This window comes from Pseudomonas sp. S34, assembly GCF_009866745.1.
Classification (GTDB): domain Bacteria; phylum Pseudomonadota; class Gammaproteobacteria; order Pseudomonadales; family Pseudomonadaceae; genus Aquipseudomonas; species Aquipseudomonas jessenii.
Genome location: NZ_CP019398.1, coordinates 2,939,325 through 2,951,226 on the forward strand (window position 1 = coordinate 2,939,325; position 11,902 = coordinate 2,951,226).

An 11,902-nucleotide genomic window follows, 5' to 3' on the forward strand; every position below is an offset into this window, starting at 1 on the left:
GAGCACTCCCTCAATATAGAAGTGACTCGCAATTGAGCAAATCGAAAGTCGAAACAAGGGGATGGTAGAAGAGGGAATACGTAAAACAGTGTGGGAGCGAGCTTGCTCGCGATAGCGGTGTGCCAGACAACCCAATCATTGGATTTCAGGTCGCTATCGCGAGCAAGCTCGCTCCCACAGTGGTTAGCAGGCGCCCGGCAGGCCTACGTCAGCCCAGCATTTCCCGCATCCGATACCAGAACATGCCAAGGGCCAGCAAGGGTGAACGCAGGGCGCGTCCGCCGGGGAAGGTCATGTGCGGCACGGCGCTGAACACGTCGAAGCCTTTGCTGTGGCCGGCATGGATCGCTTCGCCCAACAACTTCGCGCACCAGTGGGTCACGTTCAGGCCATGGCCTGAATAGCCCTGGGCGTAGAACACGTTCGGGTGCTGGCTCAGGCGCCCGACCTGGGGGAAGCGGTTGGCCGAGATGCCGATCTTGCCGCCCCACTGATAGTCGATGCGCACATCGGCCAGTTGGGGGAACACCTTGAGCATCTGCGGGCGCATGTAGGCGCTGATGTCCGAAGGATCGCGCCCGGAGTAATGGCAGGCACCACCGAACAACAAGCGCCGGTCAGCCGAGAGCCGGTAGTAATCCAGGCCGACCTTCTGGTCGCACAGCGCAACATTGTGCGGGATCAGTTTTGCAGCGGCCTCTTGCGACAAGGGTTCGGTGGCGATGATGTAGCTGCCTGCCGGGAGTACTTTGCCGCTGAGCTTCGGTTCGAGCTCTTCCAGATGGGCATTGCAAGCAAGCACCAACGTGCCTGCACTCACAGTGCCACCGGCGCAGCGCACTTGCACCGTGCTGCCATGGATCAACTCCAGCACCGGGCTCTGCTCGAAAATCCGCACCCCAAGGGACTCGGCAACTTGCGCTTCGCCAAGGACCAGGTTCAGCGGATGCAAATGCCCCGAGCCCATGTCCACCAGGCCGCCGGCGTACACACCGGAGTTCACCACCTGTTCACGGATTTGTTCTGGCGCCACCAGGCGGGTTTCAAAGGCGTAGCCGGATTCAATCAGTTGCACCTGCTCGGCCTTGAGCGCCTTGAACTGGGCCGGGGTATTGGCCAGTTCGCAGAAGCCCCAGCTCAGGTCGCAATCGATGCCGTGCTCGCGGATGCGATTGGCCACGACTTGCACCGACTCGTTCCCGGCGTGTTCCAGGTATTGCACGCCATCGGCGCCGATGTGCTTGGCGAAACCGCTGACGTCATGGCCGATACCACGAATCAACTGGCCGCCGTTGCGCCCGCTGGCGCCCCAGCCGATCCGTCGGGCCTCCAGCAGGACTACCGAGAGCCCACGCTGGGCCAGCTCGATGGCGGTGTTGATGCCGGTGAAACCCGCGCCGACCACACAGACATCGGCCACCAGGTCCGAGGCCAGCGCGGGGCGCTGCCTCATGCCCTTGGCGGACGCTGCGTAATAGGAGTGGGTGTGTTCCTTGGTGTACTGATTCATTTGTTGGACTTCACTTTGCTCCACGAACGGGTCATCAGGCGCATGATCGACTGCGGCGGCGTGGTGGAGATGTAGAGTTTGTCGAGGACTTCCTGGGACGGATAAACCTCGGGGTTGCTGACCAGCTCAGGGTCCATGTACTGCTTGGCGGCCGGGTTCGGGTTGGCGTAGCCGACCGACTCACTGACCTTGGCAATCACTTGCGGGTCCAGCAGGTAGTTGATGAAGGCATGAGCTTCCTTCGGGTTGCTGGCGTCGGCGGGGATGGCCAGCAGGTCGAACCACAGGTTGGCGCCTTCCTTGGGAATGGCGTAGGCGATGTTCACGCCGTTGCCGGCTTCCTTGGCGCGGTTGGCGGCCTGGAACACGTCACCCGAGTATCCGAACGCTACGCAGATATCGCCGTTGGCCAGGTCCGACACGTACTTGGAGGAGTGGAAGTAGGTGATGTAGGGGCGGATCTGCAGCAGCTTGGCTTCGGCCCTCTTGAAGTCCTCGGGGTTTTCGCTGCGCGGGTCCATGCCCATGTAGTTGAGCATCGCCGGGAACACTTCGTCCGCCGAGTCCATCATCGACACTCCGCAGGCGCTGAGCTTCTTGATGTTCTCCGGTTCGAACAGCACGGCCCAGGAGTCGATCTTGTCGATGCCCAGCACAGCCTTGACCTTGTCGACGTTATAGCCGATGCCGTTGGTGCCCCACAGGTACGGCACCGAGTGTGCGTTGCCCGGATCGTTTTTCTCCAGCAGCGCCAGCAATTTCGGGTCGAGGTTCTTGAAATTCGGCAGTTGCTCGCGATCGAGCTTGAGGAACGCGCCGGCCTTCACCTGGCGGGCGAGGAAGTGGTTGGACGGCACCACCACGTCATACCCGGTACGACCGGCAAGCAGTTTGCCTTCCAGGGTTTCGTTGGAATCGAATACGTCGTAGATCACCTTGATCCCGGTCTTGGCCTGGAAGTCGGCGAGGGTGGTTTCGCCGATGTAGTCGGTCCAGTTGTAGACGCTGACCTGTGGCTGAGCCTGGGCAACGGCGCTGAACAAGACCGCGAGTGCGGTCGGGACCATGGATTTCAATAGACGCATATCGATACCTTCTTGGAATTATTGGATTCTTCAGGTGATTTGCTTGGTATTCACGTGCCTCCTGTGGGAGCGGGCTTGCTCGCGAAGAGGCCGGTACATTCAACATCTTCGTTGACTGACAGGCCGCCTTCGCGAGCAAACCCGCTCCCACAGGGGATATGTGATCCCTTGGGGAGCGAGGTTTTTAGACGCTGAGCATCAGGAACTCACGCTCCCAGGAGCTGATCACCCGTTTGAAGTTCTCGTGCTCGGCGCGTTTGACCGCGACATAGCCCCGCACGAACTTGCTGCCCAGGTAACGGCCAATGGTGTCGCACTCTTCCATCTGGGTCAGGGCGTCCTCGATGGTGATCGGCAGGCGCAGGTTGCGGCGCTCATAGGCGCGGCCCTGTACCGCAGCGCTTGGCTCGATGCGTTCGACCATGCCCAGGTAACCGCACAGCAGGCTGGCGGCGATGGCCAGGTACGGGTTGGCGTCAGCGCCCGGCAGGCGGTTCTCGACACGCATGGCGTCGGGGCTGGAGGTCGGCACGCGCAGGCCGACAGTGCGGTTTTCTTCGCCCCACTCGACGTTCACCGGTGCCGAGGTGTCCGGCAGGAAGCGGCGGAAGGAGTTGACGTTCGGCGCGAACATCGGCAGCACTTTCGGGATGTACTTCTGCAGGCCGCCAATGTGATGCAGGAACAGCTCGCTCATGTTGCCATCGGCATCGGCGAAGATCGGCTGGCCGGTGGCAATGTCCACCACGCTCTGGTGAAGGTGCATGGCGCTGCCAGGCTCGTCGCCGACCGGCTTGGCCATGAAGGTTGCCGCCACGTTGTGCTTGAGCGCCGCTTCACGCATGGTGCGCTTGAACACGGTGATCTGGTCGGCCAGGTCCAGGGCGTTGCCATGACGGAAGTTGATTTCCATCTGCGCCGGGCCGTCTTCGTGGATCAGCGTGTCGAGGTCCAGACCTTGCAGTTCGCACCAGTCGTAGACGTCTTCGAACAGCGGGTCGAATTCGTTGGCCGCGTCGATGGAGAACGACTGACGACCGCTTTCGGCGCGGCCCGAACGGCCCATCGGCGCCTTGAGCGGCAGGTCCGGGTCTTCGCAGCGCTGGGTCAGGTAGAACTCCATTTCCGGCGCGACAATCGGCCGCCAGCCTTTATCGGTGTACAACTGCAGGACTTTCTTCAACACATTGCGCGGCGACAGTTCGATCGGGTTGCCGAACTTGTCGAAGGTGTCGTGGATCACGATGGCGGTCGGCTCGATGGCCCATGGCACCACGTAGACGGCGTCGGCGTCCGGCTTGCAGACCATGTCGATATCGGCCGGGTCGAGCAGGTCGTAGTAGATGTCGTCGTCGACAAAGTCCCCGGTTACCGTTTGCAGAAGGACACTTTCCGGCAGGCGCATGCCTCGCTCATGCAGGAACTTGTTGGTCGGTGCAATTTTGCCGCGTGCAATGCCGGTCAGATCGCTGACGACGCACTCGACTTCGGTAATCTTGTGATCTTTCAGCCAAGTGAACAGCTGATCGAAAGGGACATTCATAAAGACCTCGTTATTGGTTTTATTAACGCCAGGAGAGACCGGTTTCATCCGCCGGACACTTCCCCTGTAGCGCGTTGACGACTATCTTGTGCGAGCCTTGCGGTTCCATCTATCCACTTTAAGCAGCACAAAACGCACCAAAAGAGTGCGTAAGGTCACCCCATGACAGGTTCCAGTTCCCTACAGGTCCAAGCGTTCAACACCGCCGATGTCGCCGAGCAAATCCGCGCCACGCCGGGCTGGGTGCAGCAATACCAGCAGATGTCGCCGGGGCACTTCGCGGGTCGGGTGCGTTATCTGGATCTGCAGGGCGTGGAGATTTACGAAGAGTCGATGAACACCCGGGTCGAGCAGAATTTCAGCGCGCCCCAGGGTTCGTTATCGTTCTGTTTCGATCGCGGTGACAACGCGCTGTACGTGTTGAATGGCGAAAGCCGCAACATCTGGATCACTCCGGAGAACTACCAGGAAATCGCCGTGGTGTTCGGGCCGGAGTTTGTAAAGCGCCACAGCCTGGACATCGCCAGGCTTGAAGGGTTGTTCATGGCACCGCTCAACGCCCAGCAGAACGCGCTGTTTTGCCGTTGGCTCAGCGGAACCTTGACGCGGCTGTCGCAGACCTTCGATCCACCGAGCCGCGAAGCGCTGACCCAGCAACTGCTGGAAGATTGCCTGTTCATCCTCGACAACGCGTGTGTCGGCCTCGACCAGGGCGCCTTGCAGCGTCGTGCCGGGGAGCGCTCGATCATGAAACGGGTAGGGGAATGGGCCGCGGACACCCCGGAAGAACATCTCAATCTGCTGGAATTGTCCCAGATCGCGGGGTTTTCACTGCGTCAGTTGCAGCATGCGTTCAAGACCTACACTGGCATGTCGCCGACCCAGTGGCTGCGCCTGCGCCGACTCAACAGTGCCCACCGCGAATTGCTGAGTCGCACGCCGACGCAAACCACCGTGGCTGAAGTGGCGATGCGTTGGTCGTTCTGGCATCTGGGGCGGTTTTCCAGCAGCTATCGTGCGCTGTTCAAGGAGTTGCCGAGCGACACCCTCAAGCGTGCGAGTGTCACGCCGTCCCCTGGTCGCGGCCGACGTTAGAACGTCGGCGGTGTAATCACCCAGATCACCACCGCATCGACATCGCCGGGGTTGCCATAGCGGTGCGGTTCCTGGCTGGAAAAGCTGAAGCTGTCGCCTTCATTGAGCTGGAAATGGCGCTCGCCCACCCACAACTCGAAACTCCCCGAGAGCAAGTAGCCGGCTTCTTCACCGTCGTGGCTGTAGCTTTGCTGGCTGTAGGTGCCGGGCGGGAAACGCGAGTGGAGCATTTCCAGTTGGCGGTTGGCTTGCGGTGTCAGCAACTGGTCGACGATGCCGTCTTCGTAATGCACGTTCAGGCGGCTGTTCTTGCGCACCACGATGCCATCGTCTTCGGGTGCGGTGACCGCTTCACTGGCGAAGAACCACTGGATGGTGACGCCGAGGCTGCGGGCAATGTTGAACAGCGCCGGAATCGACGGGTAGGCGAGGTTGCGTTCCAGCTGGCTGATGTAGCCGGCGGTGAGTTCGCTCTGTTGCGCCAGTTCCGTCAGGGTCATGCCCCGACGCTTGCGCAGGCCGCGAATGCGCGTGCCGAGAAAGTGCGGTTCGGCGCTGCCGGGTGCGGGCTGTGTGGTGCTGCTGTTGCTCATGGTCAAATCCGAACCGGGAGGAGTGGCGCAAATCCCCGTAGGAGCGAGCTCTGCTCGCGATGGTCACCAACGATAACGCTGGAAGCCTGACACCCAGCGGTGTTCTCGGGTTAATCGCGAGCAGAGCTCGCTCCTACAGGGTTGGTGTTAGCCGTCTAAGCCCCGGAGTATAAACAGCCTTAAAGCTCCCACGCGACTTTAAGGCCTTCATAAATTGCTTCTTCGGCGGTGCGCGGCGCCAGGCAGTCACCGATCCGGCGAAACTCCACCAGCCCTTGCAGCTCGGCGCCCAGGGTATCGACCGGCTGATGCCCCTGGCACAGCACCAGGGTGTCGATGTTCTCCATCAGCATCGGTTCGCCACTGGCGGTGTGTTGCAGGTAAACCGTGTTGTCATCGCAGCCATACAACCGCGCATATGGCGTGATCGGCACGCCCAGTTTATGCAGCTCGCCGGCCAGTTGATCGCGCACGTACAACGGCAGGTTTTCCCCGCAATGGGTGCCGTTGACCGCCAGTTGTACCTGGTGCCCGGCGCGAACCAGGCGTTCGGCGATGCCGGGGCCGATCCAGTCGCAGCGCCAGTCGACCACCACCACCGAACGGCCGATCCGTACTTCATCGCGCAATACCTGCCAGGCGTCCACCACCTGCAACTCACCACCGCGCTCGAAGGGTGGCCAGTAGGGCTCGGCACCGGTAGCGACGATCACCATGTCCGGTTTTTCCTGTTCCACCAGTGCCCGGTCGACTCGGGTATTGCGCACTACGCGCACGCCGGCCAGTTCCATTTCCCGCTGCAGGTTGGTGCTGGCACCGCCGAACTCGCTGCGCCGGGGCAGCAATTGCGCGAGCAACACCTGACCGCCCAGTTGCGAACTGGATTCGTACAACGTCACCTCATGGCCGCGCTGGGCCGCGACGGTGGCGGCTTTCATTCCGGCCGGGCCACCGCCGGCGATCATGATGCGTTTGCGCTGTGGCGCTTGTCGCCGTTCGCCGAAGATCAGTTCGCGACCGGTTTCCGGGTGCTGGATACAGGAAATCGGCAAGCCCTTGTGGAAGTGGCCGATGCACGCCTGATTGCAGGCAATGCACGCCCGCACGTCTTCGACGCGGCCGGTGTCGGTCTTGTTGGGCATTTGCGGATCGCAGATCAGTGCCCGGGTCATGCCGCACACATCGGCCTGGCCACGAGCCAGGATCAGCTCGGCTTCCTGGGGTTGGTTGATGCGTCCGGTGACGAACAACGGAATGTTCAAACTGGCCTTGAACGTTCCGGCTTCCTTGGCCAGGTACGCGGCTTCGATCGCCATGGGCGGCACGATATGCACCGCGCCGCCAAGGGAAGCCGAGGTGCCGGCGACGATATGCACGTAATCGAGCTGCGCTTGCAGTGACTGCACGGCGGCCAGGGATTCGTCCTCGGTCAGGCCTTCCGGGTCGCGCTCGTCGGCGGAAATGCGCAGGCCGATGATGAACTGCTCGTCGGTCGCCGCGCGCACGGCGGCGATGACCTCGCGCAGAAAACGCAAACGCTGGTCCAGCTCACCGTTGTAGCCATCGGTACGCCGGTTGACCCGCGGATTGATGAACTGTGCCGGCAGGTAACCGTGGCTGGCCACGACCTCGACGCCATCAATGCCTGCCTGATGCAGGCGGCGGGCGGCAGCGGCATAACCGGCGACGATCTCGTCGATCATTGCCTGGTCCAGCGCGCGGGGCATCACCCGGAAACGTTCGTTGGGCACCGACGATGCGGAATAGGCCACCGCCAGCAGGCCATCGCTGGACTCCATGATCTCCCGCCCCGGATGGAACACCTGGGACAACACCAGGGTGCCGTGGGCATGGCAGGTTTGCGCCAGTTTGCGGTAGCCCTCGATGCACGCATCGTCGGTGGCCATCAGCACGTGGGAGGTGTAGCGCGCACTGTCATGTACCCCGGCCACTTGCAGCACGATCAGCCCGGCTCCGCCTTCGGCCCGTGCCCGGTGATAGGCGATCAATTGTTCATTGACCAGGTTGTCGGTGGGCATCGAGGTGTCGTGACCACTGGACATGATGCGGTTCTTCAGGCGCTTGCCACGGATCTCCAGGGGTTCGAACAGGTGCGCGAAGGCGGGTGTCGAGGTCGTCATGTGGCGGGTACTCCTGGCAGGCTGACCTGTAGGAGCGAGCTTGCTCGCGATGGTCGTTAACGATAACGCGTGTTGTCCGGATGAACGCGTCGCCCTCAGGTCCATCGCGAGCAAGCTCGCTCCTACAGAGGCATAAGGTTTTCGGTGTTGTTATTTTTATCTATAGAAATTTACCTTCAGTAAAAAATCAACTTGTTTTTTTACTATGCCTTGCAGTAGTTTCGTCTCGAGCCCGCTCCAGGGCCAAACCTCACAACAATAAAAAAGGGCTGCGCGGGCCTTGGGTCCCGTGGCACCTGCAAGAGGAACCACTGATGAAATCGCACACGCTCAAGCACGGTTTTTATCCCTTGGTGTTGTCCGTGGCCATAGGCCTGGGCAGCGCTCAGGCAGCATCGGACATGGTGGTGGTCGGATACGGCGGAGCCGGACAAAAAGCCCAGGACGTGGCGTTCTTTCAACCCTTCGCCGCCGTGGATCAAAGCAAAGTGATCCAGAGCGAATACAACGGCGAAATGGCCAAAATCAAAGTGATGGTCGATACCGGCAACGTCGACTGGGACGTAGTGCAGATCGAAGGCCCGGACCTGATGCGCGGTTGCGAGGAAGGCATGTACGAGCGCCTGGACTGGACCCGCCTGGGCCATGCCGACCAGTTGATCCCCGAAGCGGCACAGGAGTGCGGCTCCGCTGCGCTGGTGTGGAGCGTGGCCATTGCCTACGACACCGACAAACTGGCCCAGGCTCCGACCTCGTGGGCAGACTTTTGGGACGTGAAGAAAACCCCCGGCAAGCGTGGGCTGCGTAAACGCGCGGTGTACAACCTGGAATTCGCCTTGCTGGCGGACGGGGTCAAGACCGATGACGTCTACAAGGTACTCAGCACCCCGCAGGGCGTGGACCGGGCATTCGCGAAACTCACTGAACTCAAGCCTTACATCCAGTGGTGGGAGGCGGGCGCGCAACCGCCGCAATGGCTGACCGCCGGCGATGTGGTAATGACCTCGACCTACAGCGGGCGCATCGCCGACGCCGCGCAGAAAGGCAGCCACCTGGGGCTGGTCTGGCCCGGCAGCCTGTACGGCATGGATTACTGGGCGATCATCAAAGGGTCCAAACATGTGGATCAGGCCAAGCGATTCATTGCCTTCGCCAATCAACCGGACGCCCAGGTCAACTACGTGCAACAGATCCCCTACGGCCCGACCAACACCCAGGCCGCCGCACGGCTGGACGATAAACTGGCGCAATGGGTGCCCACCGCGCCGCAGAACCTCAAGGGCGCACTGTCGATGAACGTCGGTTTCTGGGTCGATCATGGCGAAGAGCTCGAAGAGCGCTTCAACGCCTGGGCCAGCAAATAACTGCCGATGGCTGGACGTGTCCGAGCGTCCAGCCTTACTGTCGGCCCCAGCCGATCAGCCTGGAGAACCACAAGAATGAACAACATCGCCACACACCTGGCACCCGAACGCAGCGCCACCGAGCAGCGCCTTCGTGAGGAACTGGCGGCCTGTTACCGCCTGGTTGCGCACTTTCGCATGACCGATTTGATCTTCACCCACATCTCGGTGCGCATTCCGGGGCCGGAGCATCACTTTCTGATCAACCCTTACGGGCTGATGTTCGATGAGATCACCGCGTCCAACCTGGTGAAGATCGACCTTGATGGCCACGCCGTGGAACCGTCGCCGTACCCGGTGAATCCGGCTGGCTTTGTGATCCACAGCGCTATTCATGGCGCCCGCGAAGATGCGCAATGCGTGCTGCACACCCACACCAAATCCGGTTGCGCGGTGGCGGCGTTGAAGTGCGGGCTGTTGCCGGTGAACCAGATTTCCATGGAGTTCTACGGCCGTGTTGCCTACCACGACTATGAGGGCGTGGCGCTGGATTTGAGCGAGCAAAAAAGGCTGGTGGCGGACCTGGGCGACAAATCGGTACTGATGCTGCGTAACCATGGTTTGCTGACCGTCGGTGAGACGGTGAGCCAGGCGTTCCTGCGCATGTACTACCTGGAAAAGGCCTGTGAAATCCAGTTGGCCGCCCAGGCCGCCGGTGAGGTTGTACTGCCGTCGGACGAGGTCTGCGCGCATACCGAGCGGCAGTTCAATGATCCGGGGCGGCCGTTGGAGGAGGGTCAGCTGGCTGATCCGGATGCCATGCAACTGGCCTGGGCTGCGTTGTTGAGAATGCTGGGTCGAGTGGCGCCGGGTTACCGCGACTGATCCGGGTTCTGTGTTGTTTGAGCTGGCCCCTTCGCGAGCAAGCCCGCTCCCACAGGGGTAGGTGGGTGTACGCAAAATCTGTGACCAACACAAAACCCTGTGGGAGCGGGCTTGCTCGCGAAGCAGGCGCCACGTTCTACCAGACTGGCAACTGACTGGAGAAGTAGCCCGCTCTTGCTGTACATTCGTTCAGCCCGCCGCTACCCCGCGCGGGCCTAAACGATCGAACCAAGGAGCGTGTCGCCCATGAATCAGGAAGCCCGTTTTTCCCGCATGGAACCGGAGTTACGCAAAGCCAACCTGATCGAGGCGACGCTGGTGTGCCTCAAGCGTCATGGCTTCCAGGGCGCGTCGATCCGCAAGATTTCCGCCGAGGCCGGGGTCTCGGTGGGGCTGATCAGCCATCACTATTCCGGCAAGGATGAACTGGTGGCCGAGGCTTACATGGCGATCACCGGGCGGGTCATGACCTTGCTGCGTGACGCCATGGAGCAAGCCGCGCCGAATGCCCGGGAACGCTTGTCGGCGTTTTTCCGCGGATCGTTCTCCGCCGAGCTGCTCGATCCGCAACTGATCGATGCGTGGCTGGCGTTCTGGGGCGCAGTGAAAACCGCCGAGGCCATCAACCAGGCCCACGATCATTCCTATGGCGAGTATCGCGGCATCCTGCGCAAGGTGCTGGCGGAACTGGCCCAGGAGGAAGGCTGGGAAAACTTCGACGCCGACCTCGCCGCCATCAGCCTCAGCGCCTTGCTCGACGGCTTGTGGCTGGAGTCCGGGCTGAACCCCGGCACCTTCACCCCGGAGCAGGGCATCCAGATTTGCGAGGCCTGGGTCGATGGTTTGCAGGCCGGCGGACGACAGCGCTTTTGCGTGCAGACGAGCGACTGTTGATCAGTCGTTCAGCAATCGATACTCTCTGGCGCCGACGCAGGAAAACACTCTAATAAGAAACTGGCCCTCGGGCCTATGCCGGACACCAAGCGATGACTCCTCGGGTATTGATCGTCGATGACGATCCGCTGATTCGCGATCTGCTGCACGCCTACCTGTCCCAGGAAGGTTACGACGTCCATTGCGCCGCTACGGCGGAACTGGCGGAAACCTTCCTCGCTAGCCAGACCGTCGACCTGGTGATGCTCGACATCCGCCTGCCGGGCAAGGACGGCCTGACCCTGACCCGCGAGTTGCGGGTACGTTCGGAGGTCGGGATCATCCTGATCACCGGGCGCAACGATGAAATCGACCGCATCGTCGGCCTCGAATGCGGCGCCGATGACTACGTGATCAAACCCCTCAATCCAAGGGAGCTGGTGTCCCGGGCGAAAAACCTGATTCGCCGGGTACGTCATGCGCAAACGCCAGCGCCCGCCATCGCGGCGGCCAAACCGGTCAAGCAGTTTGCCGACTGGGCGCTGGACACCGACCGCCGTCGCCTGATCGATCCGTCCGGCAGTGAAACCCTGCTGACCCACGGCGAATACCAGTTGCTCAGCGTGTTCCTGCGCAACAGCGGCCACACCCTCAGCCGCGATCAATTGATGGACCAGATCCGCAACCGCGAATGGGTGCCCAACGACCGCTCCATCGACGTGCTGGTCGGGCGCCTGCGCCGCAAGTTGCATGACGATCCGGCCGAACCCCAGTTGATCATCACCATTCACGGCGCCGGTTACCTGTTCACCGCCAGCGTGGCGGCCTGAAGCT

10 protein-coding genes are annotated in these 11,902 nt (G+C 61.5%); 5 read left to right on the plus strand and 5 right to left on the minus strand.

The features are described from left to right. Positions 1-208 precede the first annotated feature (208 nt). The 3 genes from PspS34_RS13100 to PspS34_RS13110 all read right to left on the minus strand — a co-directional run bounded on the left by PspS34_RS13100 (position 209) and on the right by PspS34_RS13110 (position 4,138). Positions 209-1,510, minus strand: a complete 1,302-nt coding sequence (locus PspS34_RS13100) for an FAD-binding oxidoreductase (RefSeq protein ID WP_057714934.1) — start codon at positions 1,508-1,510, stop codon at positions 209-211. Then, positions 1,507-2,595 (minus strand): polyamine ABC transporter substrate-binding protein, encoded by a 1,089-nt coding sequence (locus PspS34_RS13105; RefSeq protein WP_159389880.1) that lies wholly within the window; start codon positions 2,593-2,595, stop codon positions 1,507-1,509. The genes PspS34_RS13100 and PspS34_RS13105 overlap by 4 nt, the downstream gene beginning before the upstream one ends. A 184-nt stretch (positions 2,596-2,779) precedes the next feature. After that, complete coding sequence (locus PspS34_RS13110; protein WP_150813217.1) at positions 2,780-4,138, minus strand: glutamine synthetase family protein; 1,359 nt, start codon at positions 4,136-4,138, stop codon at positions 2,780-2,782. 162 nt (positions 4,139-4,300) lie between these two features. Here PspS34_RS13110 and PspS34_RS13115 point away from each other — a divergent pair, with 162 nt between their 5' ends. Beyond that, positions 4,301-5,233, plus strand: a complete 933-nt coding sequence (locus PspS34_RS13115; protein ID WP_057714931.1) for a helix-turn-helix domain-containing protein — start codon at positions 4,301-4,303, stop codon at positions 5,231-5,233. Here PspS34_RS13115 and PspS34_RS13120 read toward each other — a convergent pair. Beyond that, entirely contained in the window at positions 5,230-5,826 is a 597-nt protein-coding gene (locus PspS34_RS13120) for a cupin domain-containing protein (RefSeq protein ID WP_057714930.1), read from the minus strand. The two genes, PspS34_RS13115 and PspS34_RS13120, sit on opposite strands and share 4 nt — an antisense overlap. A gap of 179 nt (positions 5,827-6,005) precedes the next feature. Next, positions 6,006-7,967 (minus strand): FAD-dependent oxidoreductase, encoded by a 1,962-nt coding sequence (locus tag PspS34_RS13125; RefSeq protein WP_159389881.1) that lies wholly within the window; start codon positions 7,965-7,967, stop codon positions 6,006-6,008. 314 nt (positions 7,968-8,281) lie between these two features. Between PspS34_RS13125 and PspS34_RS13130 the strand changes: the two genes are divergently transcribed. The 4 genes from PspS34_RS13130 to PspS34_RS13145 all read left to right on the plus strand — a co-directional run bounded on the left by PspS34_RS13130 (position 8,282) and on the right by PspS34_RS13145 (position 11,898). Continuing rightward, a complete protein-coding gene (locus PspS34_RS13130) occupies positions 8,282-9,331 on the plus strand; it encodes an ABC transporter substrate-binding protein (RefSeq protein ID WP_154946389.1) in 1,050 nt (349 codons plus the stop codon). A 75-nt stretch (positions 9,332-9,406) separates the two neighbouring features. Continuing rightward, positions 9,407-10,195: a class II aldolase/adducin family protein gene (locus PspS34_RS13135; protein ID WP_159389882.1), complete on the plus strand. Its 789-nt coding sequence runs from the start codon at positions 9,407-9,409 to the stop codon at positions 10,193-10,195. A 246-nt stretch (positions 10,196-10,441) separates the two neighbouring features. Continuing rightward, entirely contained in the window at positions 10,442-11,089 is a 648-nt protein-coding gene (locus tag PspS34_RS13140; protein WP_007981565.1) for a TetR family transcriptional regulator C-terminal domain-containing protein, read from the plus strand. 92 nt (positions 11,090-11,181) lie between these two features. Next, complete coding sequence (locus PspS34_RS13145) at positions 11,182-11,898, plus strand: response regulator (RefSeq protein ID WP_057714926.1); 717 nt, start codon at positions 11,182-11,184, stop codon at positions 11,896-11,898. The last annotated feature ends 4 nt before the right edge of the window (positions 11,899-11,902 follow it).

Excerpts from the sequence above, each read along its gene's own strand:
- PspS34_RS13100 (WP_057714934.1), bottom strand. The coding sequence starts at position 1,510 with ATGAATCAGTACACCAAGGAACACACCCACTCCTATTACGCAGCGTCC.
- PspS34_RS13105 (WP_159389880.1), bottom strand. The coding sequence starts at position 2,595 with ATGCGTCTATTGAAATCCATGGTCCCGACCGCACTCGCGGTCTTGTTC.
- PspS34_RS13110 (WP_150813217.1), bottom strand. The coding sequence starts at position 4,138 with ATGAATGTCCCTTTCGATCAGCTGTTCACTTGGCTGAAAGATCACAAG.
- PspS34_RS13115 (WP_057714931.1), top strand. The coding sequence starts at position 4,301 with ATGACAGGTTCCAGTTCCCTACAGGTCCAAGCGTTCAACACCGCCGAT.
- PspS34_RS13120 (WP_057714930.1), bottom strand. The coding sequence starts at position 5,826 with ATGAGCAACAGCAGCACCACACAGCCCGCACCCGGCAGCGCCGAACCG.
- PspS34_RS13125 (WP_159389881.1), bottom strand. The coding sequence starts at position 7,967 with ATGACGACCTCGACACCCGCCTTCGCGCACCTGTTCGAACCCCTGGAG.
- PspS34_RS13130 (WP_154946389.1), top strand. The coding sequence starts at position 8,282 with ATGAAATCGCACACGCTCAAGCACGGTTTTTATCCCTTGGTGTTGTCC.
- PspS34_RS13135 (WP_159389882.1), top strand. The coding sequence starts at position 9,407 with ATGAACAACATCGCCACACACCTGGCACCCGAACGCAGCGCCACCGAG.
- PspS34_RS13140 (WP_007981565.1), top strand. The coding sequence starts at position 10,442 with ATGAATCAGGAAGCCCGTTTTTCCCGCATGGAACCGGAGTTACGCAAA.
- PspS34_RS13145 (WP_057714926.1), top strand. The coding sequence starts at position 11,182 with ATGACTCCTCGGGTATTGATCGTCGATGACGATCCGCTGATTCGCGAT.